Raw genomic sequence first — 24,144 nt, 5'->3', positions numbered from 1 at the left:
GCCAGCATGAATCAGACCATAGCGGTAGTCATTCCTTATTTCCAGCGCGAGCCCGGCATCCTGCTCAAGGCGCTGCGTTCAGTGCTGGCACAGCAGGGCTTGGAGCAGGCCGGCGCCCGGCTCGATGTGATCGTGGTGGACGACGCATCGCCGGTGCCGGCGCGCGACGAGTTGGGGGGGCTGATGGCGCAGCATCCGGGACTGATACGCATCATCGAGCAGAGTAACGCCGGGCCGGCCGCGGCGCGCAACAAGGCGCTGGACCATGTGGCGCCCGGCACCGAATATGTGGCTTTTCTCGACTCGGACGATGAATGGACGCCGCCCCACCTGCAGCACGCGCTACAGGCCCTGAACCAGGGCCATGACTTTTATTTCGCGGACTTCTACCAGCTGAACCAGCAGGTCAGTGCTTTCGCGCGCGCGCGCCGCATCGACGTGGCGCAACATCCTGCTTTGCCGGGGACGCCGCAGTTGCACCGCTACGGCGGGGATATGCAAGACCAGGTTCTGCGCGGCAACATCATTGGCACGCCTACCGTGGTGTACCGCTACGCCATCATGCCGGACCTGCGTTTTCGCGAGGAATTCGTCTACGCGGGCGAAGACTATTTATTCTGGCTGGACCTGTCCAGCCGCACCAAGGGCATCGTCTTCTCGTCCGAGTGCGAATGCGTGTGCGGCGCCGGCGTCAACATCTTCTCCGGCTCCGGCTGGGGGACGGAAAAATCGCTGATACGGCTGCACTATGAAATGAAATACAAAAAAGCGATAGCCAGCCTGTTTACGCTGAACCTTGAGCAGCGCGCCGCCAACCAGGCCGCCGTGCGCGCGCTGCGCCAGAGTTTTGTCGCCGATGTGTTGCATCGTGTCCTGCACCGCAAGCCTTTTGGCGAGGTGCTGCGCAAACAGGCCGCCATCGACCTGCGCAGCGTGCTGTATTTTGTGCCGCTGGCGCTGCGCGTACTGCTGCGGCGATAGCGCCGCGCGCGCTGCGGCTGGCGTGACGTTCAATTCGACTAGGAAAGGATGGTAGGCCGGCGATCCGGCGGCGTACCTGAGGTAAGACATGGAAATGACTGTTACGCCGCGCACTGTGCTTGCAAGCATCCTTAATTGGAATACCGCCGCGCAGACGCTGGCTTGCGTGGAAGCGTTGCTGGCCCAGCAAATGCCGCCGGGCGTGATGCTGGAAGTCCTGGTCATCGACAACTGTTCCGCCGACGCCGACCATGCCGCTCTGGCGGCCGGCTTGCAGGCCTGGCCGGCAGTGCGGCTGCTGCGCATGCCGCGCAACCTGGGTTTTGCCGGCGGCCATAATGTGGCCATCGCCGAGGGGCAGCAGCGCGGCCTGTCGTACAGCTGGCTGGTCAATAGCGACGCGGTGATGGACGGCGCAGGCGTGCTGTCCGCGCTGCTGGCGCGCATGGAGACCGAGCCGCGCTGCGGCGCGGTCTCGCCCTTGCTGTCCGATATAGACGACCAGCGCAAAATCTATTTCTACGGCGCCTTCCATGACTGGACGCGCCGCGTCAGTGACCGGCCCGGTTCGGTGGAGGAGGCTCGCCGGCTGGCCGAGCGCATGCCGGAACGGCAGTGGCTGCCGGGCACGGCGGTGCTATTCCGCCTGGCGGCGCTGCGGCAAACCGGGCCGCTTGACGAGCGCATGTTCGCCTATTACGAGGATGACGAAATCGGCGCGCGCCTGGCCGCCGCCGGCTGGCTGAGCGCGGTCGCCTACGAGGCGACTGTGCGCCACAGCATGCCGCGCCGCGAGACCGAGCGTCCGCCCTATTATTTTTACCTGATGGCGCGCAATTACCTGATCTTCTGGCACGGCAGCACGCCGCCCGCGCATCGCCGCTGGCTGCTGCTTAAACTGCTGGACCAGGCGCTATTCGACGTCAACCGTCTGCGTTACATGGGATGCCAGCAGCGCGCCGCCGCCGCGCTGCTGGGAGTGGAGGACTTTTTGCGCGCGCGCCACGGCGCGCCTGAGCTGAAGCGCAAGGCCTCCCTGCCGCTGCGCTTGCTGCGCAGCGTGTTGTGGCTGCCGCACCGGCGGGTGCTGCAGCGCATGGACCTGCCGCTTGCCGCAGCCGAGGCGCCCGTATGAAGCCCGCGCATCTCAACCATTTCAATCTGTTGCGCCTGATCCTGGCGGCGCTGGTGATCATAGGCCATGCGCCGGAAATGTTGGATGGCAATGCGAGCCGCGAACCGCTGATGCGCCTGACCGGCGGCGCCATGACACTGGGGGAACTGGCGGTGGACGGCTTCTTCCTGCTGAGCGGCTACCTGATCCTGCGCAGTTGGCTGGCGCAGCCGGCTGCGCTGGCGTTTCTCGCCAAGCGCGTGCTGCGCCTGGTGCCGGGCTATTTGCTGGCCGCCGCCGTGTGCATCGCGGTGGTGGGGCCGCTGGCGGCAGGCGCCGGCTATTTCTCGTCGTTTTGGCTGGGCGGTACGGTGTTCAGCATCCTGACGCTGGGCGAGCCCATCACGCCGCCGGTATTCGCCGGCACGCCGTATCCGGCAGTAAACGGAGCGATGTGGAGCTTGCGCTATGAATTTTTGTGCTACCTGGGCGTGCTGGCGCTGGGCCTGGCCGGCCTGGCGCGGCGCCGGGTGGTGCTGGCGGTGCTGGCCGCAGCGCTAATCTCGCTGTGCACCGCCGTGCGCTGGGATCAGTTTGCGGCGTGGAACCTGCTGCCGGGCGCCGCTGGGCATCTGTGGCGGCTGGCGGCATTCTTTGCGGTAGGCATGCTCTATGGCCTGTGCTGCCCGCGCCCGCGCTGGTCGCTGCCGTGGGGCACGCTGGCAGCGCTGTTGCTGTGCGCCGGCATGCTGCATCGGGCCAGCGCTGAACTGGCGCTGCTGGTCTGCGGTTCCTATTTGCTGTTTTGCGGGGTGTTCGCGCCGGCATCCTGGCTGGCTTGGGCGCAGCGCATGCCGGACGCGTCCTATGGCACTTACCTCTATGGCTGGCCGGCCGGCAAGCTGCTGGCCTGGTACTGGCCCGGCATCGGGCCCGGCCTGCTGGCCGCCGCAGCCTTGTTGCTGGCGTATGCCTGCGGCCTGGCCAGCTGTTATCTGATTGAACGGCCTGCCCTTGCCTTGTGGCGGCCCGCCCCTGGTGCAAACCAGCTAGGGGCTGCGGCGTAAGCGGGTGGCAGACGTGCTGGGCTATTGCCGTTTGGCCAGTGACATGCCAACATGTAGTTATTAATTGTTTATTTCCCATCAACAGGACACCTATGTCTCATCGCGTGCAAAAGCTGACCATCGCCACCTTGGTTTCCGGCGCCTTAATCATGTCTGCCAGCCTGAGCGGTTGCAAGAAGGAGGACACGCCGGCTGCGCTGGTACTCCAGGCCAAACAGCTGCAGCAAAAAGGCGACAGCACCGGCGCCATGATTCAGTTGAAAAATGCTTTGGCGGCGGCCCCCGACGACGGCGAAGCGCGTTACCTGCTGGCCAAGCTGTCGCTCGACGGCGGCGACGTGCTGGCGGCGGACAAGGAAATCCGCAAGGCCATCGGGCTCAAGTATCCGGATGCGCAGACCATGCCGGTGCTGGCGCGCGCGCTGCTGATACAGGGCAAATTCCAGAACGCGCTGGACGAAACCGAGGCCGCCGCCAAGGCCGGCGGCGCCGAGCTGCTGTGCGTGCGCGCCGACGCCCTGCTGGCGCTGGGCAAGCGCGACGAAGCCAAGGCCCTGTTCGCCTCCGTGCTGCAAAGCCAGCCCCAGCATGCCGCCGCGCTGGTGGGACTGGGCCGCGTGGCCTTCCTGGAGCGCAATGCCGCCTCCGCCATGAGCTATGCCGACCAGGCCGTGGCGGCCGGCCCCAAGGACGCTGACGCGCTGATGTTCAAGGCCGACCTGCTGCGCGCCCAGGGCAAGCCCGAGCAGGCGCTGGAAGCCTATGCGCAGGTGCTGGTGGCCAATCCGGCGCACCGTTCGGCCCATATCGAAAAAGCCTACCTGGAAATCGCCTCGGGCAAGTATGAGCTGGCCCAGGCCGACCTGGCGGCGGCCAAGAAGATCACGCCCGGCAGCATGATGGTGACCTATACCCAAGCTTTGCTGGACTTTACCCAGGGCAAGAACGCGGCCGCGCTGGAATCGCTGCAGAAAGTGCTGCGCGCCGCGCCCGAGCACATGCCCAGCATCCTGCTGGCCGGCGCGGTCAACCTGAACCTGGGATCGACCCAGCAGGCCGGACAGCATTTGCGCAAATACCTGGAGAAAAACCCGGACAATCTGTACGCGCGCAAGATGCTGGCCACCAGCCTGCTGCGCGGCGGCCAGACGCCGGACGCGCTGGCGGTGCTGGCGCCCGCGCTCAAGGGCGGCGAGCCGGCCGACGTGCAGCTGCTGGCGCTGGCCGGCGAATCGTATATGCAGGCGCGCGACTTCAACAAGGCCACCGAGTACTTCGAGAAGGCCACCGCGCTGGAGCCGAAAGCGGCCTCGCTGCGCACTTCGCTGGGTTTGAGCAAGCTGGGCAAGGGCGACAAGGCGCAGGGCATCAGCGACCTGGAGCTGGCCACCCAGCTGGACGGCAAATCGCAGCAGGCCGGCGCGGCGCTGGTGCGCACCGAACTCGGCTTGCGCAACTTCGACAAGGCCCTGGCGGCCCTGGCCAAGATGGAACAGAGCCAGCCCGCCAGTCCGATGGTGCATGACCTGAAGGGGGCGGCGCTGGTGGGCAAGGGCGACATGGCGGGCGCGCGCGCCAGCTACGAGAAGGCGCTGGCGCTGAAGCCGGCCTATTTCCCGTCTGTGTCCAGCCTGGTTCAACTGGACTTGATCGACAAGAAGCCGGAAAACGCCAAGAAGCGCCTGCAGGCCTACCTGGAACAGGACCCGAAAAGCATAGACGCGCTGACGGCGCTGGCGGGCGTGGCGGCCAGCGCCAACCAGCAGGCCGAGGCCACCACCTGGCTGGAAAAAGCGGCCGAGCTCAACCCCGAGTCGGTGCCGGCCGGCATGCGCCTGGCTACCCAGTATCTGCGCACCGGCGTGCCGCAGAAGGCGCTGCTGCTGGCGCGCAAACTGCAAGTGAGCAATGCCGGCAATGTAGATCTGCTGGACCTGCTGGCGCGCGCCCAGCTGGCCACCAAGGACGACGCCGGCGCGCTGGAGTCGTACAGCAAACTGGCCAGCCTGGCGCCGAAATCGGCGCTGGCGCAGTTTCGCCTGGCCGGTGTGCATGCCAGGATGAAGAGTGAGAGTGCCGCCGCCGAGGACCTGAAGAAGGCCTTGCAGCTGCAGCCCGACTATCCGGAAGCCCAACTGATGCAGGCCGAGCTGCTGATGCGCCAGAACAAGCCCGATGCCGCCATCGCCGTGGCGCGCCAGCTGCAAAAACTGCACGACAAGGTGCCGGGCGGCTTTGTGCTGGAGGCCGACATCCTGTCGACGCAGGGCAAGCATGCGGCCGCCTTGCCGCTGTATGAGAAGGCGCTGGCGCGGGCCAAGACGCCGGCGCTGGCGGTTAAGGTGGTGGAGGCGCTCAAGCGCAGCGGCAAGATCAAGGAAGGCGAGCAGCGCGCCGAACAATGGCTCAAGGAAAACCCGAAAGACGCGCTGATGGCCATGTATCTGGCCGAAACCAGCCTGGCAAGCAAGCAATACCAGATTGCAATCGGGCAATTCGAAGCTATCCTGAAGCTGACGCCCCAAAACGCGGTGGCCTACAACAACCTCGCGCAAGCCTATCTGCAGTTGAAGGACCCGCGCGCGCTGGCGTCGGCCGAGCAGGCCGACAAGCTGGTGCCCAACCATCCGGCGATTATGGATACGCTGGGCTGGGTGCTGGTGGAACAGGGCAATGTGGCGCGCGGTTTGCCGCTGCTGAAAAAAGCGGCGGCGGGGGCGGCGGGCAACACCGAAATCCGTTACCACTACGCCGCCGCGCTGAGCAAGTCGGGCGACAAGGCGGGCGCGCGCAAGGAATTGGAACAGTTGTTGGCTGACGGAAAATCCTTCCCCCTGGCCGACGATGCCCGCGCGCTGCTGAAGCAGCTCTGATCCGGCCGCAAGCCGCATGCACGGCGGCTTGCGGAGCCGCGCACGGTTGAATTCGCTCGTGCGTGCTGGGCGGAAATAGGTTATCTTTGCGCCTGAGATTGGCTTGCATGTCGCGAGTCCGTTCCAGGCGCCCGATTAAATTGCAGACAAGGAAGTATCATGCTGCTCGAGCGACTTTTCGGCAAGCGCGACATTCTGATCCCGTATTTTGACTTCGCCAGCGTGATGAAGGGCATGATGGATTCGGCCGTGCTGGCCGAGATCTACCGCCTGCGCTACGACGTGTATTGCCTCGAATGCCATTACCTGGACGCGGCCGAGTTTGACGAAGGCAAGGAGACCGACGAGTACGACGACTGCTCCATCCACTTCGCCGCCTACGCCACGCGGGACCAGGCCATGGTGGGCACGGTGCGCCTGGTGCAGCCCAAGGACGGACAGGTCTATCCCTTCGAGTCGCACTGCACGGTGTTCGAGGACTTCACCATGCCGGCGCGCGAGCAGGCCGGCGAGGTGTCGCGGCTGGTGGTGAAGAAGACGCACCGCCGCCGCCGGGGCGACTCGATGGAAGGCGTGTCCAAGGATTTTATGGAACAGAAGGGCGGCCCGGCCATGATCAAGCCGCCCAGCGGCAAGGAGCAGCGCACCAACAGCCCGCTGCTGCTGCTGGGGCTGTACCGCGAGATGTACCGCTACAGCCGCAAGAACGGCATCCGTTACTGGTATGCCGCCATGGAGCGCTCGCTGGCGCGCTCGCTGGAAAAGATGGGGTTCCGCTTCGTCCCCATCGGGCCGCAGGTGGACTATTACGGGCCGGTCACGCCCCATATGGTCGACTTGAATGAGCTGAATGAACGATTGAAGCAGGAAAACCGTTTTCTGGCCGCGTGGTTCAATGATGAACCCATCCCTTTCTGGACCCTGGTGAAAACCATGGTCGGCACGTTCATGATAGGGCGGACCAGGAAGAAATAAACCGTAGGAGTGTCCGCTGTATGGCGCATGTTTTGGAAGTCCCCGGCTATCACAGCGTACTGTCCCACCAGGAATATCAGGCCCATGCGGAAACCGTGGACCATGCCAACAGCAAGATATTCCGTTCCTACCGCGGCGACCTGCACGGCGCGGTGCCGCACGATATTTTCCGCCTGCGCTACGACGTGTATTGCATCGAATGCGCCTTCCTGCCGCAAACCGAGCAGGCCGGCGGCATGGAAGTCGACGAATACGAAACCCGCGCGCTGCACGTGGCCGCCTACTCGATGGACGAGACCCTGATCGGCACGGTGCGCCTGGTGCAGCCGGAGGCCGGCCAGCCCTACCCCTTCGAACGCCACTGCGCCGTGTTTGACGGCTACGTGCATCCGCCGCGCGAGTTGTCCTGCGAGATTTCCCGCCTGGCCGTGCGCAAGGACCATCGCCGCCGCCGGGCCGACAGCCTGGACGGCGTGCCCGGCCTGCCGGCGCTGGCGCCGGTGGCCGAGCGCCGCCACGGCGAACGGCGCCGCGTGTCGCCCATGCTGCTGTTCGGCATGTACCGCGAAATGTACCGCCACAGCCGCGACACCGGCATCCGCTACTGGTATGCCGCCATGGAGCGCGCGCTGGCGCGCTCGCTGCAGGGCATGGGCTTCGGCTTCGAGCCGATCGGCCCGCCGGCCGACTACTACGGCGCGGTGGTGCCCTACGTGCTGGACCTGCGCCAGATGGAGGCCGGCCTGGCCGACCACAATCCGGCCCTGGTGGCCTGGCTGCAGGAGCACCCCGAAGCGTTCAGTCCGCGCTGATCTTGATCTTCTTGGTGATGTGGTTGCGGAAGCTGTGCACCACGATGTAGGGCGCGCTGGGCACCTCCAGCCCGGCCAGCATGTCGTGCATCATCGCCAGCCCCATCGAGCCGACCGTGAAGCTGCCCACCGAAATCTGCGAGGCCGGGCAGGGGCGGCCGTCCTCCATGATGGTCAGCGCGCGGCCGACCTGCTCGACCACCTGGGCGTCCAGGTGGATGCCGATGCGCCCCATGATTTTGCCAAACACGTTCGAATAGCTGACGTCGCCCTCCGCCGTGGCGGCGGCCACGTCCTTGGCGATGATGTCGGCCAGCGATTCCGGCGCGTCCGGCGGGAAGTGCAGCACGCCGGCGCCGAAGCCGATCGACAGCGCCGTGAAGATATGCTTGCCCATGGCCTTGGCCGTGCCGTGCAGGTGCAGGATGGCTTCCAGGTCGAGGAAGTCGATGGTGTCGAACACGATGTCGACCTTGCTCACCAGCTCAGCCACGTTGCTCTTGTCCAGGTTGGCCTGGATGGTCTCCACCTGCGCGGTCGGATTGATGCGCAGGATCTGCTTTTTCAGCGCTTCCACCTTGGAGCGGCCGATGTCCTCGAAGTCGAAGAACTGGCGGTTCAGATTGTGCATGTCCACCGTGTCGCCGTCGATCAGCACGAAGTGCTGGAAGCCCATGCGGGTGGCGGCCACGGGCAGCGCGCTGCCCAGCCCGGCGCCGGCGATCAGCAGCCGCGTTTCGCGTATCTTGGCCTGCGTGGCCTTGTTTACATAGCCGTCATTGCGGGTGACGAAGCGGTCATAGTCGAATTCGATAGCCATGGCATGGAACCCCATTAGTGTGTGGAAAAGTGGGCCGCGCGGGCGGCGGAGTAATTACAGATTGGCAATACCATAGTAGCGCAAGGCGCGCTTTCTGCCCAGTCTGCTGCCTTGTCGGTTTTCTTTACACGGCAGGCTGGACCGTGCAGAAAAAGCGGCGCCGAAACTTTCCCAGCAGTAGTAAACAACGGCGGATTTGGCAGGCGGGACAGGCTTTGCGGGATGGCGGGCCGTGATACTGTCCGGCTGGCAACAAATGTCACATCGGCTGTCGGATTTCTTTACAGACGTGGCAAAAATAACAAAATCACGGCGCCGTGCCTGCGGATCGAACTGCCTGTATTTGCTGGGGGAAAGGGCGCTCCAAGCCCATTTTTAAACGAGCTGGCACGCCGATTGCTTTAGTGGGTATGTGACGCTAACACTGACAGCGCCCCCCAACACACTGGAGATACAAAGATGAAACTCAAAAAATTGCTGGCAGCAGTTGCCGTGGGATTCGCAGCAACGTCCGCGATGGCAGCGCCTGTTAGCCTGGACGCGATCTCGGGCAGCCTGACGGTCAAGATGACCGGCCTGACCACCGAAACCAACCTCACCGCCGGCTCGACCGAAACGACCTGGGGCATTGGCGCCATCAATCAGCTGCTGTCGACCAATGGCGACACCTGGAGCGCCGGCACCAACGGCCAGTACCTGTATTACATGATCTACGGTATTGCGGACCAAGGTATCACGGGCACCAGCCCCAACGTCAACATCTTCAACACCGGCGCAACCGGCGGCGGGGCTGACGGCAAGATCCACTTCGACCTGTACCTGTCGGATCACCAGATCACCTCGATCGACTCGAGCTTCACCGCCCTGGTTTCGGACCGCAACGGCTACAACGGCTACGCGGCCTATAACACGCTCGGCCCAGCATGGCTGCAAGCAGTTTTCACGCCAGGCCTGATTGCTGCCGACGACCCGGACACCCCATGGGATGAAACCCTGACCTCGCTGTTCCAGACCGCGTCGAGCTCGTCCCTGCCAGCAACCGGCGCCGGCTCCTTCTACGCCGACGTCGTTGGCGGCACCGACTATGACCGCTGGAACACCAACACCCAGGACGGCCGTGACATGTTCGGTACCTTCACGCTGAGCCAGAACGGCATTACGCCGGGAGCCCAAGTGCCTGACCACGGCACCTGCCCAACCGCATCCGTCCTGGACAACACCTGCTTCGCTGGCTACATCAGCGATCCTATCGTGGCCAACCGCCTGCCTGAGCCTACTTCGCTGGCTCTGTTCGGTCTGGGCCTGGCCGGCCTGGCCGGCCTGCGCCGCCGCAAGCAGCAGTAATCCTGCGCCGCTCCGGCGGCCGATGAACCCGCCTGGGAAACCCGGCGGGTTTTTTTTATTTGAGCGGCGGCGTGGGGTGCAGCGCGTGCTTGTACAGGCGCGCCAGGCGCTTCACGTATTCCTGGGTTTCCGCATACGGCGGCACCCCCTTGTACTGGTCGACCGCCTTTTCGCCGGCGTTGTAGGCCGCCGCCACCAGCTGCACGTCGCCCCGGAAGTAGGCCAGCAGCCAGCGCAGATAGGCCAGGCCGCCGCGGATGTTCTGCTCGGGATCGAAGGCGTCCTTGACGCGGAAGCGTTCGGCCGTTTCCGGTATCAGCTGCATCAGTCCCTGCGCGTTTTTCGGCGACACGGCGCGCGCGTTGAAACCGGACTCGATGGCGATGATGGCCATCGCCAGCCGCGGGTCGACGTCGAACTGCGGCGCCAGCGCCTCCACCAGCGCGCCGATCTGCTTGCTGGCGGCCTGGGTGTAGAGCACGCGCGGTTCGGGCGGCATGGCGACCGGCGGCGTGTCCGGCAGCAAACAGGCCGGCAGCGGCGTGCCGGGCGCGGTATTGGTCATGTGCAGCATGGCCTGCGCCTGCGGATGGCCCTGCGCGGCGGCCAGCGCGAACAGCTGGGATGCCGCGCCGTCGTCGCGCGCCGCGCCGCGCCCGTTGGCCAGCATCCAGCCCAGCGCGTACTGCGCTTGCGCGTCGCCCAGGCGGGCGGCGCGGCAATACAGGGCCAGCGCCTGCGGCAGGTCGCGCGGCACGCCTTCGCCGTGCTCGAGACGCACGGCGGCGGCCATCAGTTCGGCGGCCGGGCCGGCCGCGTCGGCCGCCAGCGCCGGCGGCAGCGCCGACAACTGTGCCGACAACAGCGCCGCCAGCGCGCCTGCGCGCGCGGCCCTAGTGTGCCGGAAAGTGGATCGCTGCATGCTGCACCTTTGTGCTGCCCGACGATGCTTAATTGTAGAGCAGTCAGGGCTGTTCGGCCTGATCTTTGTCTTTGGGCGAGAGGAAAGCTTTGTGGAACAGGTGGCGCGCCAGCAGCAGCGGCGGCATGCGCAGCCAGTTGGCGCGGATGTAGAGCGCCAAGCGGGCGGCGGGCGTGAACGCGTCGGCGCAGCTGGCGTGGGCCGGCAGCAGGGCGCGGCGGTACAGCGCGTCCATCAGCCGCAGCAGCAGCGCGCCGGGCCGGCCTGCGGCGGCGGCGGCCCGGGCTTCCGGCGGCAGCGGCGTGTGCAGCAGCAGTGCGGTGTAGCGCAACGCGTAGAACAGCGGACGCTGCAGCTGCAAACGCGCCGCGTGCGCGCGCAGCGCGTCCCAGAAGCCGGGCTGGCCGCCGTAGTGGCGCAGCAGGCCGTCCAGGTCCACCAGGTCGCGCAGGCCGTGCTCCAGTTCGCCGTCGAAGAATAAATGCGTGGCGCTGTGCAGCACCAGGTCGGGCGGCGCCAGCACATGCAGGCCGGGCTGGCCGGGCAGGGGGCGCGCGGCGGCGCGCAGCTGGACCGGGTCGGGATGGACCGGCGCCGTCAGCGGCAGGATGGCGTGGTGCACATCGATGGCGGTGCGGCGCTTGACGTGCTCCATCGGCGGCAGCTCGTGCATCCATTCGCGGTAGTAGCGCTGGTCGTAGGCATCCAGATGGGTGCTGGCCCAGCCGTGCAGCATCAGCGCGGCCTCGGCGTCGTCCAGTTTTTCCCTGGGCACCAGGATGTCGATGTCCGAGAACAGCCGGCCGGCCGCCGGCGGCAGCCCGGCCAGCGCGTAGGCGGCGCCCTTGAGCAGTATCAGCGGCGCGTCCAGGCCGGCCAGCGCCTGCCGGATCTGTTCCACTTCCCAGCGCACCGCCTGGCTGTGCCGCTCGGCCACCGTGCGTGACCAGTCGAGGTGGCGCCGGGCCGGCGCCGGTATGCGCTCGAGCTCGCCGCGTTCGCGCAGCAGGTAGTACAGGCGCGGCTGCAGATTGGCACTGGCGCACTGGCGCAGCAGCACATTCCATTCGGCCTCGCTGAAGCCGGCCAGCAGCGCCGGCTGGCGGAAGGCCAGCACGGCCAGCGGCACGCCGGCCGGCGCGGACAGGGCGGCGCCGCTCATGGCTGCTGCGCCAGGCGCTCGAACAGCGCGACCGCCTCGTCCAGCTGGCTGTACACGAAGCTGTGGCAGTGCGCGGCGCCGACCAGGCCGGTGAGGGCGTCGAAGCCGCGTTCGGCCAGCAGGCTGTAGTTGAAGGAGTTTTCCGCCACGCGCAGCACGGTGCCGGCTTTCGGCAGCGGCGCCAGCTCGGTGGCGGCGCCGGCCTGGTAGCGCGGGAACACGATCCAGCCCGGCGCGGCGGTCTCGGCGCTGCGCGCCACGCTGGCGGGCGGCGCCTGCAGATGCGCCACCGTGCCCTTGACGGTGTCGGCCACCGGCGGACTGAACACGGCTCCGTCCGCCGCCAGGTAGCGCTGCATCAGCGGGATGGAGGCGTTTTTCAGGCTGATGGGGCGCGGCAGCGGCTGCAGCCGGCCGTCGGCCAGCTGTACCAGCGCCAGTTCGTCCGACAGCAGGCGCCAGCCGCGGTGCGCCAGCGCGGCGCACAGGGTGCTCTTGCCGGAGCCGGGCGGGGCCGGCAGGATGAGCGCGCGGCCGTGGCGTTCCAGCACCGCCGCGTGGATGATCAGGCAGTCGTGCGCGCGGCTCGACACGCACCAGTTCAGGCCCCATTCGAACATGGGGAAGGCTTGCGCCAGCGGCAGCGGCTTGAACATACTGGCGCCGTTATGCATCAGCATCACTTGCGGCCGCCACCAGCGCCGCAGCCCGGCCGGCTGCACCACGCGCAGGTGGAAGTCGGCGAAGGCGTCCGCGCCGCGCAGCGCATAGCCGCCGTACAGCAGGGCCAGGCCTTGCGCCACGCTGGGCACGCTGCTTTCGAGGTGGGTGGTGTAGGCGCCGGTCTGCAGCACGATGCCGCCGCGCGCCAGGCGCCGCGCCAGCTCGGCCGGCGCCAGCGAGGACACCGTGGTGGCCGGCGCGCTCAGCATGCGGAGGAGGGCTGCGTGTCGACCAGGGCCATGGCGCGCAGCTGCCCGAGCAGTTCTTCCAGTTCGGCCAGCTGCTCCGGTTCGGCGGGGGCGCCGTCGCCCAGCTGCAAGGCGGCAGCCAGCCCGGCCGTGGTGGCCGCGCCGCGCTGCAGCACGCTCAGGATTTCAATGGCGGCGGCGTCGAGCAGATGGGTATCGCCCGACAGGTTGTTGTACAGCACGAATTCCTCGCCGTCCCAGCTGCGGCTGCGCAGCCGCTGGCCCGGCCTCAGGCGCCACATGGCAAAACGGCTTGAGTCAGCATGCGGCCCGTGTCAGTCCATGGTGCCGGCCAGGTAGGCGACGATTTCCGCGCCATACCATTTTTTGCCAGCCATGGGGGTGTAGTAGCCGCGGCCGGAGCCGCCGGTGGCCCAGTATTCGTTCCAGATCGCCTGCACCTTGGCCGCCACCATGAAGGAGGTGTAGCCCTTGAGCGCGTTCTGGTAGGCGGCGATGCAATGCATGGCCACGTTGTCCTGGTCGTAGCTCTGGTGGTCCAGCAGGAACAGCATGGTCTTGTTGTAGAAGCTGCTGGTGGTCGAGCAATTGAACTTTTTCTGGAACCTGGTGCTGCTGACGCAGCTGCTGTGCCAGGCGCTGGTGTGGGTCTTCCAGTAGCCGGGCGACAGGCCCTGGCACACCACCACGTGCGGGTTGTGGCTGTTCAGGTTGCCGGACGCGAAGCCGGACGGCGAATGGCAGATGCTGCAGGCCATGCCGGGCTGGCTCTTGACGGTCAGGATGGCGCCGACGGCCGCCGCGCCCCTGGTGGCGAAGCGGCGGCGCGCGGCGCCGGCGAAGGCCGGCTTGGCGGCGCCGTCGACGGCCGTGCTGGGGGCTGCGGGGGGCAGCTGCGGGGTGCCGTTGTCCCCGTCGTGCTGGTCTTGGTTGGCCACGTCTGTATCCTCGGTTAGCGCTCGGCCGGTGGCCGTAATCTTTAATGATGAATGGAAACGAAGCAATATTCGTTCCCATCCGGGCAATGCGCAGTGACCTTGATATAAATCAAAGACTTAGCGGAACTTTCTGCGCAGCTCACGCTCACTAGATTAGTCTAGCGCAAAAACTGTAAGAATTCTCGACATTGTTAGAAGTAGCTCTCCGGCACCACCAGCACGTCGCCCGGGCGCATCGGCAGGTTGGCCGAGATGTCGCCGTCCTTGATCAGGTCGTTCAGGCGCACGGTCAGCTTCTGCTGCTTGCCGTCCACGGTGCGCAGCAGGATGGCGCGGTTGCCGGCCGCAAAGTCGGTGACGCCGCCGACGGCTATCATCACGTCCAGCAGCGACATGTCGCGGCGGTAGGGCAGCGCCTGCGGACGCGCGGCCTGGCCGATCACCTTGATCTGCTCGCTGTACACGCCGACAAAGCCGGTCACGATCACCGTCACCACCGGCTGCTGGATGAATTTGGACAGCGCTTTTTCAATGTCGCGCGCCAGTTCGGTCGAGGTCTTGCCGCTGGCCTGCAAATCCTCCACCAGCGGGGTGGTGATCTTGCCGTCCGGCCGCACCGGCACGCCCTGGGACACTTCCGGATTGCGCCACACCACGATGCTCAGAGTGTCGCCCGGGCCGATCAGGTAGTCGGTGGCGGCCGCTGCCTCTTGCGGCAGCACCTGCTTGGTGGCGCAGCCGCCCAGGGCCAGCGCGGACAGCGCCAGCGCGCCGCAGGCCAGCCATTTCATCAGGGGAGTATTCACGTGCATGTCCTCTTGTTAGGGTGAAATTCTTCTAGGCAATATGCATGGCATTTTATGTAGCATTTTTGCATGCCCAATTGTATACCAGCCCCTGCCGGCGCAAGCCGCGGCGGGGGGAATATTTTTATTCTGGCACTTTTCTTTGCAACAATTCCTGCACGTAGCGCGCCGGGATGGCGTAGGTGATGCCGCTGGGGGCGGTGATCGCGGTTTCCTTCAGACCCTTGACGAACACCATATTGATGATGGCGTACACGGTGCCGTCGGCCGGGTCGTACACCGGGCTGCCGCTGTTGCCGGGATAGGCGGTGCCGTCCAGCTGGAAGATGTTGAACGGCGGGCGCTGCAGCGCCGCCACCGAGCGCGCGTCCAGCTGGCGCGCACTGGCCGAGGGCAGGATGATGGGCGTGACGGCGGCCAGCGTGGCGCGGTGGGTGGCGTGGTGCAGGCCCAGCACCATGCCCAGCGGGAAGCCGGTGAAGGCCAGGTCGCGCCCCTCGCGCAGCGTGCCCGAGTCGCCCAGGCGCAACGCCGGCAGCGGCGCACCGCTCAGGCGCAAGTGGGCCAGGTCGTGTTCCTTGTCGATGGCCGCCACCGTGGCCGGGCGGAAGGTGAAGGCCGTGCCTTCGCCGGCCACCAGCACGCCCAGGGTCTGCTCGCTGTCGGCGAAGTCGGGCACCACGTGGGCGTTGGTGATCACGCTCAGGCCGTCGCCCAGCACCACCCCGGTGCCGTTGAAGACGGTGGACGGGCTGCGCAGGCGCTGGTAGCTGCCGATGCCCACCACCGAGGGCTTGACGGCCGCAATCACGGCGGGCAGGTCGGCGGCGGCGTGGCCGCAGAGCATGCTGAAAAGTAATATTAGTGACAGGCGGAAATGCATAGCGGTGCTTGTAGTCTCGGCGCAACAACGATAGCAGATTTTTGCGGGAATCAGCTGTCTTTCGCACAACAATTATCAGCGCGCATGTGTCACAATAATGCTTGCATCTTTGGAAATAATTATTTCACAGAGTTAAATACGCGACACTGCCTGTCCACGGCTGCATCAGAGGGGCGGAGCGGCCGCCATTTAGTAGTAACATGGCTTGCAAACTCATGTATCATAGTTGCGATTGATGCATTTTAAGCAAGTTCAAAGCGCGCACCAATTCATAGGCGAGATAGACGATATGGCGGAATTACAGGCACTGCTCTTAACCTTTCTAAAAGCCATAGGCAAGTACCGCTGGTACGCCGTGGCCATTTCCTGGGTGGTGGCGGTGGTCGGCTGGGCAGTGGTGTACAAGCTGCCGGACGATTACCAGGCGTCGGCGCGCGTCTATGTCGACACCCAGAGCATACTGCGGCCATTGTTGTCTGGCATGACCACCGTGCCCAACGTCGAGCAGCAGGTGCAGTTCATGCGCCGCACCCTGATCAGCCGGCCCAACGTCGAGACCGTCATGCGCATGGTCGATCTGGACATCAAGACCAAGTCGGTGCAGGAGCACGAGAAGCTGGTCGACGAGCTGACCGCGCAGATCAAGGTCACCGGTACCGAGCGCGACGACATCTACACCATCTCCTATAACAACCCCAATCCCAAGCTGGGCAAGCAGATCGTGCAGTCGCTGCTGACCATCTTCGTCGAGGGCAGCTTCGGCGGCAAGAAGCAGGAGTCGGACAAGGCGGTGCAGTTCATCGAGGAGCAGATCAAGAGCTACGAGGAAAAGCTGGCCGCCGGCGAAAACGCGCTGAAGGACTTCAAGATCCAGAACATGGGCTTGCTGCCGCGCCAGGGCGCCGACTACAGCACCACGCTGGCCGACATGGCCGACAAGCTGAACCAGGCGCGCCTGGAGCTGGCCGAGGCCGAGCAGGCCCGCAATGCGATCAAGCGCCAGATGGGCGGCGAAGAGCCGGCCCCGCTGACCCAGGCCGCGCCGGCCCAGGACGACGGCATCAACCCCGAGCTGGACGGCCGCATCCAGACCATAGAGAAAACCCTGGACGGGCTGCGCCTGCAGTTCACCGAGGAGCATCCGGACATCGTGTCCAACAAGCGCCTGCTGGCGCAGCTGCAGCAGCGCAAGAAGGAGGAGGCCAAGAAGCGCGTGCGCAGCGCCGACCCCGGCGTCAACTACAGCCCCATGATGCAGCAGATGAACGTGCAGCTCTCGGTGGAGGAGGCGCGCGTGGCTTCGCTCAAGGCGCGCGTGGATGAATACAATACGCGCCTGGGGCGTTTGCGCAGCCAGAGCACGGCGGCGCCGGAAGTGGAGGCCCAGCTGTCGCAGCTGAACCGCGACTACCAGGTCAACAAGGAAAACTACGGTAAGCTGGTGGAGCGCCGCGAAGCGGCCCGCCTGTCCGGCGACCTGACCTCGGCCACCGACATGCTGAGTTTCCGCGTGATCGATCCGCCCACCGCGTCCAACCTGCCGATCGGTCCGAACCGGCCGCGCCTGATGTCCGTGGTGTTCGGCGCCGCGCTGGCGCTGGGCCTGGGCGTGGCGCTGCTGATGAGCCAGATCCGCCCGACCTTTGTCAGCCAGGCTTCGCTGCGCAGCACCACCGGTTTCCCTATCCTGGGCACCATCAGCATGAACTGGACCGACCAGCAGAAAATCCGCCGCCGGCGCCGCCTGTACGCCTTCAGCGCCGCCGTGGCCGTGCTGTTCACCGCCTACGGCGGCGTGATGGCCGCCTTGCTGATAAAACCTACCTGACCGATTCACGGGGAATCCGATGAGCATTATTGAACGCGCGGCCAGCCGCATAGAGCATCCGAAGGACGCGCCGGCCGGCGCTGACACCGAGACCACGCAGCCGGGCGCGCACGCCGCCGAGACCGCGCCACCGGTGGCCGACGCCGGACACGCGGCCGCCGTGGCCGCCGCCATGGCCGCCGCACCCGTCGAGGCTGCCGGCGCCGCTGCCCCCTCCGTGACCGCCCCCGCTGCCGCCTCCGCCCCCGTTGCCGCCCCGGCCGCCGGTGGCCAGGCCGCGCCTGCCGAGGTCGAGGCCGATGGCGCGCAGCGCCGCGGCCCGCGCCGGGTGGAACTGGACCTCAAGCATATGCAGGACATCGGCCTGGTCACCGCCGCCGGCGGCCGCACCACGCTGGTGGAGGACTTCCGCGTCATCAAGCGCCCGCTGATCAAGCGCGCCTTCGGTCCGCGTCCGGCCGACGAAAAGCCGGGCAACCTGATCATGATCACCAGCTCGCTGCCGGGCGAAGGCAAGACCTTCTGCTCGATCAACCTGGCCATGAGCATCGCCATGGAGCTGGACCACACGGTGCTGCTGGTGGACGCCGACGTGGCGCGCCCGTCGGTGCTGCGCACCCTGGGCCTGCCGGCCCAGCGCGGCCTGATGGATCTGCTGCTCGACGAGAAGATCGACATGGCCGACGTGATGCTGCGCACCAACGTCGACACGCTGACCCTGCTGCCCGCCGGCACCAGCAACCCGCGCGCCACCGAGCTGCTGGCCAGCCAGACCATGACTTCGCTGGTCTACGAGATCGCCAACCGCTATCCGGACCGTATCGTCATCTTCGACTCGCCGCCGCTGCTGCTGACCAGCGAAGCGCATGTGCTGGCGGCCCACATGGGCCAGATCGTGGTGGTGGTGGAGGCCGAGCGCACCACGCAGCACGCGGTCAAGGAGGCGCTGTCCCAGCTTGAAGGGCTGACCAATGTCAACCTGATCTACAACAAGACCCGTGAATTCCCCGGCACTGAAACCTATGATTATCACTATGGCTGAACCGCGCCGCAACACCCTGGCGGCGGCGGTGGGCCTGGCCCTGCTGGCGCTGGCGCAGCCCAGCCGCGCCGACTGGACCGTGGCGCCCAGCGTCACGTTGCGCGAATCCTGGAGCGACAACGTGCTGCTGGCCGCCAAGGGCCAGGAGCGCGGCCAGTTCGTTTCCGAGGCGCAGCCGGCGCTGGCGCTGCAGGCGCACAGCCCGCGCGTGGACTTCAGCGCCAATTACAGCAAGAGTTTCTACAAATACGCCGACGAAGAGGTGCGCGGACCGGACGGCCAGGCTGCCAACAGCGGCCGCCAGAACCTGCAGGCGCAACTGCACGCCAAGCTGATCGGCGAGAAGCTGTTCCTGGACAGCACGGCCAGCATCAGCGAGCAGGGCGTGTCCGCCTTTGGCCCGTCCGCCGTGGTCAACCCGTCCAACCCCTACGCGCCTGGGCTGACCAGCGAGGTCAAGACCTGGCGCGTCAGCCCTTATCTGCTGCAGCGCTTCGGCGAGCAGGCCAAGGCCGAAGTGCGCTACGCGCACGACAAGGTCAGCTCCGACCAGCTCAATTTCGGCAGCAGCACCAGCGACCAGTTTTCGGTCAACCTGGCCAGCGGTCCGGCCTTCCGCACCATAGGCTGGAACCTGTACTACACACGCCAGAACCTGGAAGACACGATCGCGCAAAGCTCCAGCAGCCAGAGCATGACGGGAACGCTGAACTACCAGTATTCGCCGCAGCTGACGCTGACAGTGACGGGCGGCTACGACAGCTATGACTACCAGGCGCCCGGCGGCGAAACCAAGGGCAAGAACTGGTCGGTGGGCGGCAGCTGGCGGCCCAGCAGCCTCACGTCCGTCCAGCTCAACGTGGGCAAGCGCTACTTCGGCGACAGCTATTTCCTGTCCGCTTCGCACCGCACCCGGCTCAGCGTCTGGAGCCTGAACTACAGCGACGCGGTCACCACCACGCGCTCGCAGTTTCTGCTGCCGTCCGCCGTCAGCACGGCGGCCATGCTGGACCAGCTGTTCCAGGCCCAGATCCCCGATCCGGTGGCGCGCCGCCAGGCGGTGGAGGCCTATATCATTGCGGCCGGGCTGCCGCCGTCGCTGGCCAACAGCATCAACTACCTGAGCAACCGCTACATGCTGCAGAAGCAGCTGCAGGCCACGGCCGCCTTCAACGGCGTGCGCAACACGCTGATTTTGGCCCTGACCAGCTCGCGCCGCAGCGGCCTGTCGCTGCTGGACGTGGACGCCGGCCTGCTGGGCAACAGCTCCAGTGCGCTGAACGACAATACGCGCCAGAGCACCGCTACCGCCACCTACAACTGGCGCATCTCGCCGCTCACCAGCATAAACCTGTCGGCCAACTACAACCGGTCCGAATCCTTGTCGTCGCCGGCCCGCCGCGACAACAACCGCTCCGTGCGGCTGAACCTGACGCGCCAGTTCGCCCGCAAGGTGAACGGCAATCTGGAGCTGCGCCGATCCAAGGGAGCCACCGCGGTCGCCGGACGCGACTACACCGAGAACGCCATATCGGCGTCCTTGAGCAAGCAGTTCTAGTGGAGTCTGGCAAGGATGTACGAAAGTTACTACGGCCTTAGCGCCAAACCGTTCCGGCTGCGGCCGGACCCGCATTTCTTCTTCGGCAGCAAGGGCCACAAGCGGGCCATGGCTTACCTGGAGTACGGCCTGTCGCAAGGCGAGGGCTTCATCGTCATCACCGGCGAAGTGGGGGCGGGCAAGACCACGCTGGTGCGCAATATGCTCAACACCCTGTCCTCGCAGCAGATCGTGGCGGCGCATATCGTCAACACCGCGCTCAATTCGGAAGACACGCTGCGCATGGTGCTGTCGGCCTTCGGCCTGCCCAGCGAGGACGCCAGCAAGAGCACGCTACTGACGCGGCTGGAAGCCTTTTTGCGCGCCTGCGACCAGCAGGGCCGCCGCGCGCTGCTGGTGGTGGACGAGGCGCAGAACCTGACGCCGCGCACGGTGGAAGAGCTGCGCATGCTGTCGAACTTCCAGACCGACGACAAGTCGCTGCTGCAGACTTTCCTGCTGGGCCAGCCGGAGTTCCGCGCCACGCTGCACAGCCAGGACATGCAGCAGCTGCGCCAGCGCGTGATCGCCACCTACCACCTGGGACCGATGGACGCGCAGGAAACCCAGGCCTATATCGAGCACCGCCTGCACACGGTGGGCTGGAACAACGACCCGGCTTTCACGCCCGAGGCGCACGCCGGCATCTACGCCTACAGCGGCGGCATTCCGCGCATGACCAACGCGCTGTGCGACCGCCTGCTGCTGATGGGTTTCCTCGAAGAGCTGCATGAATTCACCGGCGCCCATGTGGAGGAAGTGGTCAAGGACATCGCCACCGAGTTCCAGGAGCCGTCCGGCCCGGCCAAGGTGGTGGTGGACGAGGCCGACATGGCCGCCGTCAACGCCGCCTACCCGGACGGCATGGACGAGCGCATGATGCGCCTGGAAAAATCCGTGGTGTCCGTGCTCAATATACTGAAAAAAATCGTCGCCGCGCCGGCACCCGCCACGGCCAACAATAATGCCAAACAGGACAATATAGAATGAGTTCCGCTTTCCGCATCCTGTGCGTAGTGGGCGCCCGGCCCAATTTCATGAAGATGGCGCCCATCATGGCGGCGCTGTCCGCGCTGCGCCCGCAGGTCGACGTCAAGCTGGTGCACACCGGCCAGCACTACGACGTGGCCATGAACCACCAGTACTTCGAGGCGCTCGGCATTCCGTCGCCGGACATCAACCTGGAAGTCGGCTCCGGCAGCCACGCGCAGCAGACCGCCGAGGTCATGAAGAAGTTCGAGCCCGCGCTGGACGAGGTGCAGCCGACCGCCGTGCTGGTGGTGGGCGACGTCAACTCCACCATCGCCTGCGCGCTGGTGGCGGCCAAGAAGGGCGTGCCGGTGATCCACGTCGAGGCCGGACTGCGCAGCTTCGACCGCGCCATGCCGGAGGAAATCAACCGCGTGCTGACCGACCAAATTTCGGACCTGCTGTTTACCACCGAGGAAAGCGGCGAGGAAAACCTGCTGCGCGAAGGCGTGGCGGCGCACCGCATCCAGTTCGTCGGCAATGTGATGATCGACACCCTGGTGCGCAATCTGCCGCGCGCCGTTCCGGCCGCCGCCATCGTGGCCGACGCGGGCCGTCCCGGCCTGGCCGACGGCGCCGAAGGCTACGCCGTGCTGACCCTGCACCGCCCGTCCAATGTGGACGACCCGGCCGTGCTGCGCACCCTGCTGGAAACGGCGGCCGCCATTGCGCAGCGCACGCCGGTGATCTTCCCGCTGCATCCGCGCACGCGCGGCATGATAGAGAAGGCCGGCCTGAACCACCTGGTGGAAGGCCCCAATGTGCTGCTGCTGCCGCCCATGGGCTACCTGGAGATGCTGGGACTGATGAAGCAGGCCCGCGTGGTGCTGACCGATTCCGGCGGCATCCAGGAAGAGACCACCGCGCTGGGCGTGCCCTGCATCACGCTGCGCAACAACACCGAACGCCCCATCACGGTGGAGCAGGGCACCAACACCATCGCCGGGCAGGACCCGGCCCGCATCCTCGCCATCTACGAGGAAGTGATGGGCGGCGGCGGCAAGGCCGGCCGCGTGCCGCGCTTCTGGGACGGCCAGGCCGCCGTGCGCATCGCCGCCGCCCTGCAGGCCTGGATGCAGAACGGGTGCAAGACATCATGAACCATCCCGCCGCCCCCGGTAGCGCCATCCGCAACGCCATGACCATCGACGTGGAAGACTACTTCCAGGTCTCCGCCTTCGCGCCCTACATTGCGCGCGACAGCTGGCCCGAGCGCGAGTGCCGTGTCGAAGCGAATATCGACCGCATCCTGGCCATCCTGGAGGCCGGCAATGTGCACGCCACCTTCTTCACGCTGGGCTGGATCGCCGAGCGCTATCCGGCCATGGTCAGGCGCATCGTGGCCGGCGGCCATGAACTGGCCAGCCACGGCTACGGCCACCTGCGCGCCTCCGACCAGGACCGCGCCGCCTTCATGCAGGACATCGGCAGCAGCAAGGCCATCCTGGAAGACCTGGGCGGCCAGGCCGTGCTGGGCTACCGCGCGCCCAGCTTCTCCATCGGCCACGGCAACCTGTGGGCGCTGGACGCGCTGAGCGAGGCCGGCTACCGCTACAGCTCCAGCATCTACCCGGTGCAGCACGACCACTACGGCATGCCGGACGCGCCGCGCTTCGCCTGGCACCCGGAGAACGCCGGCGGCCTGCTGGAGGTGCCGATCACCACCGTGCGCATGGGGGCGCGCAACCTGCCGGCCGGCGGTGGCGGCTATTTCCGCCTGCTGCCGTATTCGCTGTCGCGCTGGATGATGCGCAAGGTGAACCAGGACGACGGCCAGCCCGCGATCTTCTACTTCCATCCCTGGGAGATCGACCCCGGCCAGCCCCGTCCCGACGGCATCAACCTGAAGACGCGCTTCCGCCACTACGTCAACCTGGCGCGCATGGACGGCCGCATCCAGGCCCTCACGCGCGACTTCGCGTGGGACCGCATGGACCGCATTTTCCTGGGCAAGGCATGAGCTCCGTCGTCGATGCGGCGCCCGCCGTGGCCACCCTCAAGCTGCTCACGCCGGCCGATCATGGCCGCTGGGACGCTTTCGTGCGCGCCGCGCCGCAGGCCACCTTTTTCCACCTGGCCGCCTGGCAGACGCTGATACAGCGCTGCTACGGCCACAAGACCTGGTTCTACTACGTCGAGCAGGACGGCCGGATCCAGGGCATCCTGGGCCTGTGCGAAATCAAGAGCCGGCTGTTCGGCCACTCGCTCAGCTCCCTGCCGTTCTGCGTGCACGGCGGCGTGGTGGCGCTGAACGACGGCGCGCGCGCCATGCTGGACGCGGCGGCAAGCAAGCTGGCCGATGAACTGGGCGCGGGCCACCTGGAATACCGCAATATCGAGCCGACCGGCAAGCCGGGCTGGCACGTGAAGGACTTGTACGTCACCTTCCGCAAGGCCATCAGCGACAACCACGAAGAAAACATGAACGCCATTCCGCGCAAGCAGCGCGCCATGGTACGCAAGGGCATCAAGTGCGGCCTGGCGGCGGAAATCGACCAGACCGTGGACCGCTTCTTCCACATCTACGCCACCAGCGTGCTGCGCCTGGGCACGCCGGTGTTCCCGAAGAAGTACTTCGCGCTGATCAAGGAGCTGTTCGGCGAGCAGTGCGAAATCCGCATCATCGTCAAGGACGGCGAGCCGGTGGCCGGCGTGATGAGCTTCTTCTGGCGCGACGAAGTGCTGCCCTACTACGGCGGCAGCATGCCCCTCGCGCGCGAGGTGGCCGGCAACGACTTCATGTACTGGAACCTGATGGAAGCGTCGGCCGAGCGCGGCGTGCGCCTGTTCGACTTCGGCCGCAGCAAGATCGGCACCGGCGCCTACGACTTCAAGAAGAACTGGGGCTTCACCGCCACGCCGCTGGCCTACGAGTACCAGATGCACGCGGCCACTGAGCTGCCGGACAATAATCCGCTCAATCCCAAGTACCAGCTGTTCATCAAGCTGTGGAAGCGGCTGCCGTTGCCGCTGGCCAATCTGCTTGGGCCGCACATCGTCCGCAGCCTGGGATAGCGCC

Annotated in this window: 22 protein-coding genes; 14 read left to right on the top strand and 8 right to left on the bottom strand. The window is 66.2% G+C overall.

From position 1 onward, the window contains the following. Positions 1 to 6 precede the first annotated feature (6 nt). The 6 genes from AC07S4_RS17390 (at position 7) to AC07S4_RS17365 (ending at position 7,822) form a co-directional block, all read left to right on the top strand. The gene (locus AC07S4_RS17390; RefSeq protein ID WP_494987853.1) at positions 7 to 981 is read left to right on the top strand and encodes a glycosyltransferase family 2 protein; all 975 of its coding nucleotides are present in this window, start codon (positions 7 to 9) and stop codon (positions 979 to 981) included. Between the two features lie 88 nt (positions 982 to 1,069). Further along, positions 1,070 to 2,116 (top strand): glycosyltransferase, encoded by a 1,047-nt coding sequence (locus AC07S4_RS17385; protein ID WP_494987852.1) that lies wholly within the window; start codon positions 1,070 to 1,072, stop codon positions 2,114 to 2,116. Then, positions 2,113 to 3,162 carry an acyltransferase family protein gene (locus AC07S4_RS17380; RefSeq protein ID WP_494987851.1) on the top strand — a complete coding sequence of 350 codons (1,050 nt, stop codon included), beginning with the start codon at positions 2,113 to 2,115 and terminating at the stop codon, positions 3,160 to 3,162. Before AC07S4_RS17385 ends, AC07S4_RS17380 begins: the two co-directional genes overlap by 4 nt. Positions 3,163 to 3,254: 92 nt before the next feature. Next, on the top strand, positions 3,255 to 6,035 hold the full coding sequence (gene prsT / locus AC07S4_RS17375; RefSeq protein WP_494987850.1) for an XrtA/PEP-CTERM system TPR-repeat protein PrsT: 2,781 nt from the start codon (positions 3,255 to 3,257) through the stop codon (positions 6,033 to 6,035). Between the two features lie 159 nt (positions 6,036 to 6,194). Further along, positions 6,195 to 7,010, top strand: coding sequence for a PEP-CTERM/exosortase system-associated acyltransferase (locus AC07S4_RS17370; RefSeq protein ID WP_494987849.1), 816 nt, complete (start codon positions 6,195 to 6,197; stop codon positions 7,008 to 7,010). 20 nt (positions 7,011 to 7,030) lie between these two features. Next, entirely contained in the window at positions 7,031 to 7,822 is a 792-nt protein-coding gene (locus AC07S4_RS17365) for a PEP-CTERM/exosortase system-associated acyltransferase (RefSeq protein ID WP_494987848.1), read from the top strand. Here the strand turns inward: AC07S4_RS17365 and AC07S4_RS17360 are convergent. Beyond that, positions 7,809 to 8,642, bottom strand: coding sequence for a ThiF family adenylyltransferase (locus tag AC07S4_RS17360; RefSeq protein WP_494987847.1), 834 nt, complete (start codon positions 8,640 to 8,642; stop codon positions 7,809 to 7,811). The two genes, AC07S4_RS17365 and AC07S4_RS17360, sit on opposite strands and share 14 nt — an antisense overlap. 459 nt (positions 8,643 to 9,101) lie before the next feature. Between AC07S4_RS17360 and AC07S4_RS17355 the strand changes: the two genes are divergently transcribed. Continuing rightward, a complete protein-coding gene (locus tag AC07S4_RS17355) occupies positions 9,102 to 9,986 on the top strand; it encodes a PEP-CTERM sorting domain-containing protein (RefSeq protein WP_494987846.1) in 885 nt (294 codons plus the stop codon). Between the two features lie 55 nt (positions 9,987 to 10,041). Here the strand turns inward: AC07S4_RS17355 and AC07S4_RS17350 are convergent, their stop codons facing one another. The 7 genes from AC07S4_RS17350 to AC07S4_RS17320 form a co-directional block, all read right to left on the bottom strand. Further along, the gene (locus AC07S4_RS17350; RefSeq protein WP_494987845.1) at positions 10,042 to 10,908 is read right to left on the bottom strand and encodes a lytic transglycosylase domain-containing protein; all 867 of its coding nucleotides are present in this window, start codon (positions 10,906 to 10,908) and stop codon (positions 10,042 to 10,044) included. Positions 10,909 to 10,951: 43 nt separating this feature from the next. After that, on the bottom strand, positions 10,952 to 12,070 hold the full coding sequence (locus AC07S4_RS17345; protein WP_494987844.1) for a nucleotidyltransferase domain-containing protein: 1,119 nt from the start codon (positions 12,068 to 12,070) through the stop codon (positions 10,952 to 10,954). Further along, positions 12,067 to 13,002, bottom strand: coding sequence for an HprK-related kinase A (locus AC07S4_RS17340; protein ID WP_494987843.1), 936 nt, complete (start codon positions 13,000 to 13,002; stop codon positions 12,067 to 12,069). Before AC07S4_RS17340 ends, AC07S4_RS17345 begins: the two co-directional genes overlap by 4 nt. Then, entirely contained in the window at positions 12,996 to 13,283 is a 288-nt protein-coding gene (locus AC07S4_RS17335; protein WP_494987842.1) for an HPr-rel-A system PqqD family peptide chaperone, read from the bottom strand. Before AC07S4_RS17335 ends, AC07S4_RS17340 begins: the two co-directional genes overlap by 7 nt. Positions 13,284 to 13,316: 33 nt before the next feature. Beyond that, positions 13,317 to 13,940: a hypothetical protein gene (locus AC07S4_RS17330; RefSeq protein WP_494987841.1), complete on the bottom strand. Its 624-nt coding sequence runs from the start codon at positions 13,938 to 13,940 to the stop codon at positions 13,317 to 13,319. 191 nt (positions 13,941 to 14,131) lie between these two features. Further along, the gene (locus tag AC07S4_RS17325) at positions 14,132 to 14,731 is read right to left on the bottom strand and encodes an XrtA/PEP-CTERM system exopolysaccharide export protein (RefSeq protein WP_494988251.1); all 600 of its coding nucleotides are present in this window, start codon (positions 14,729 to 14,731) and stop codon (positions 14,132 to 14,134) included. A 139-nt stretch (positions 14,732 to 14,870) separates the two neighbouring features. Continuing rightward, the gene (locus tag AC07S4_RS17320) at positions 14,871 to 15,593 is read right to left on the bottom strand and encodes a S1 family peptidase (protein ID WP_494987840.1); all 723 of its coding nucleotides are present in this window, start codon (positions 15,591 to 15,593) and stop codon (positions 14,871 to 14,873) included. 325 nt (positions 15,594 to 15,918) lie between these two features. Here AC07S4_RS17320 and AC07S4_RS17315 point away from each other — a divergent pair, with 325 nt between their 5' ends. Genes AC07S4_RS17315 through AC07S4_RS17285 form a run of 7 tightly spaced genes read left to right on the top strand, consistent with a single transcriptional unit; the run spans position 15,919 to position 24,140 of the window. After that, a complete protein-coding gene (locus tag AC07S4_RS17315; RefSeq protein WP_494987839.1) occupies positions 15,919 to 17,457 on the top strand; it encodes an XrtA system polysaccharide chain length determinant in 1,539 nt (512 codons plus the stop codon). Positions 17,458 to 17,476: 19 nt separating this feature from the next. Then, positions 17,477 to 18,499, top strand: a complete 1,023-nt coding sequence (locus tag AC07S4_RS17310) for an XrtA-associated tyrosine autokinase (protein ID WP_494987838.1) — start codon at positions 17,477 to 17,479, stop codon at positions 18,497 to 18,499. Then, positions 18,492 to 20,057, top strand: coding sequence for a TIGR03016 family PEP-CTERM system-associated outer membrane protein (locus AC07S4_RS17305; RefSeq protein WP_494987837.1), 1,566 nt, complete (start codon positions 18,492 to 18,494; stop codon positions 20,055 to 20,057). Before AC07S4_RS17310 ends, AC07S4_RS17305 begins: the two co-directional genes overlap by 8 nt. 15 nt (positions 20,058 to 20,072) lie before the next feature. Beyond that, on the top strand, positions 20,073 to 21,086 hold the full coding sequence (locus AC07S4_RS17300; protein ID WP_494987836.1) for an XrtA/PEP-CTERM system-associated ATPase: 1,014 nt from the start codon (positions 20,073 to 20,075) through the stop codon (positions 21,084 to 21,086). Next, positions 21,083 to 22,225, top strand: a complete 1,143-nt coding sequence (gene wecB, locus AC07S4_RS17295) for a non-hydrolyzing UDP-N-acetylglucosamine 2-epimerase (RefSeq protein ID WP_494987835.1) — start codon at positions 21,083 to 21,085, stop codon at positions 22,223 to 22,225. Before AC07S4_RS17300 ends, wecB begins: the two co-directional genes overlap by 4 nt. Next, positions 22,222 to 23,085 (top strand): XrtA system polysaccharide deacetylase, encoded by an 864-nt coding sequence (locus AC07S4_RS17290; protein ID WP_494987834.1) that lies wholly within the window; start codon positions 22,222 to 22,224, stop codon positions 23,083 to 23,085. The genes wecB and AC07S4_RS17290 overlap by 4 nt, the downstream gene beginning before the upstream one ends. Next, positions 23,082 to 24,140, top strand: coding sequence for a FemAB family XrtA/PEP-CTERM system-associated protein (locus AC07S4_RS17285; RefSeq protein WP_494987833.1), 1,059 nt, complete (start codon positions 23,082 to 23,084; stop codon positions 24,138 to 24,140). The genes AC07S4_RS17290 and AC07S4_RS17285 overlap by 4 nt, the downstream gene beginning before the upstream one ends. Positions 24,141 to 24,144: the final 4 nt, after the last annotated feature.

Source organism: Pseudoduganella sp. GW821-FHT05F09, assembly GCF_059419605.1.
This window is presented reverse-complemented; position numbering and strand designations above follow the sequence as displayed.

Bases quoted from the DNA above. Each gene is read 5' to 3' on its own strand.
- AC07S4_RS17345 (WP_494987844.1), bottom strand. From the start codon at position 12,070: ATGAGCGGCGCCGCCCTGTCCGCGCCGGCCGGCGTGCCGCTGGCCGTG.
- AC07S4_RS17390 (WP_494987853.1), top strand. From the start codon at position 7: ATGAATCAGACCATAGCGGTAGTCATTCCTTATTTCCAGCGCGAGCCC.
- prsT (WP_494987850.1), top strand. From the start codon at position 3,255: ATGTCTCATCGCGTGCAAAAGCTGACCATCGCCACCTTGGTTTCCGGC.
- AC07S4_RS17370 (WP_494987849.1), top strand. From the start codon at position 6,195: ATGCTGCTCGAGCGACTTTTCGGCAAGCGCGACATTCTGATCCCGTAT.
- AC07S4_RS17285 (WP_494987833.1), top strand. From the start codon at position 23,082: ATGAGCTCCGTCGTCGATGCGGCGCCCGCCGTGGCCACCCTCAAGCTG.
- AC07S4_RS17340 (WP_494987843.1), bottom strand. From the start codon at position 13,002: ATGCTGAGCGCGCCGGCCACCACGGTGTCCTCGCTGGCGCCGGCCGAG.
- AC07S4_RS17355 (WP_494987846.1), top strand. From the start codon at position 9,102: ATGAAACTCAAAAAATTGCTGGCAGCAGTTGCCGTGGGATTCGCAGCA.
- AC07S4_RS17290 (WP_494987834.1), top strand. From the start codon at position 22,222: ATGAACCATCCCGCCGCCCCCGGTAGCGCCATCCGCAACGCCATGACC.
- AC07S4_RS17310 (WP_494987838.1), top strand. From the start codon at position 17,477: ATGAGCATTATTGAACGCGCGGCCAGCCGCATAGAGCATCCGAAGGAC.
- AC07S4_RS17350 (WP_494987845.1), bottom strand. From the start codon at position 10,908: ATGCAGCGATCCACTTTCCGGCACACTAGGGCCGCGCGCGCAGGCGCG.
- AC07S4_RS17335 (WP_494987842.1), bottom strand. From the start codon at position 13,283: ATGTGGCGCCTGAGGCCGGGCCAGCGGCTGCGCAGCCGCAGCTGGGAC.
- AC07S4_RS17385 (WP_494987852.1), top strand. From the start codon at position 1,070: ATGGAAATGACTGTTACGCCGCGCACTGTGCTTGCAAGCATCCTTAAT.
- AC07S4_RS17300 (WP_494987836.1), top strand. From the start codon at position 20,073: ATGTACGAAAGTTACTACGGCCTTAGCGCCAAACCGTTCCGGCTGCGG.
- AC07S4_RS17305 (WP_494987837.1), top strand. From the start codon at position 18,492: ATGGCTGAACCGCGCCGCAACACCCTGGCGGCGGCGGTGGGCCTGGCC.
- AC07S4_RS17380 (WP_494987851.1), top strand. From the start codon at position 2,113: ATGAAGCCCGCGCATCTCAACCATTTCAATCTGTTGCGCCTGATCCTG.
- AC07S4_RS17360 (WP_494987847.1), bottom strand. From the start codon at position 8,642: ATGGCTATCGAATTCGACTATGACCGCTTCGTCACCCGCAATGACGGC.
- AC07S4_RS17325 (WP_494988251.1), bottom strand. From the start codon at position 14,731: ATGAAATGGCTGGCCTGCGGCGCGCTGGCGCTGTCCGCGCTGGCCCTG.
- AC07S4_RS17315 (WP_494987839.1), top strand. From the start codon at position 15,919: ATGGCGGAATTACAGGCACTGCTCTTAACCTTTCTAAAAGCCATAGGC.
- wecB (WP_494987835.1), top strand. From the start codon at position 21,083: ATGAGTTCCGCTTTCCGCATCCTGTGCGTAGTGGGCGCCCGGCCCAAT.
- AC07S4_RS17365 (WP_494987848.1), top strand. From the start codon at position 7,031: ATGGCGCATGTTTTGGAAGTCCCCGGCTATCACAGCGTACTGTCCCAC.
- AC07S4_RS17320 (WP_494987840.1), bottom strand. From the start codon at position 15,593: ATGCTCTGCGGCCACGCCGCCGCCGACCTGCCCGCCGTGATTGCGGCC.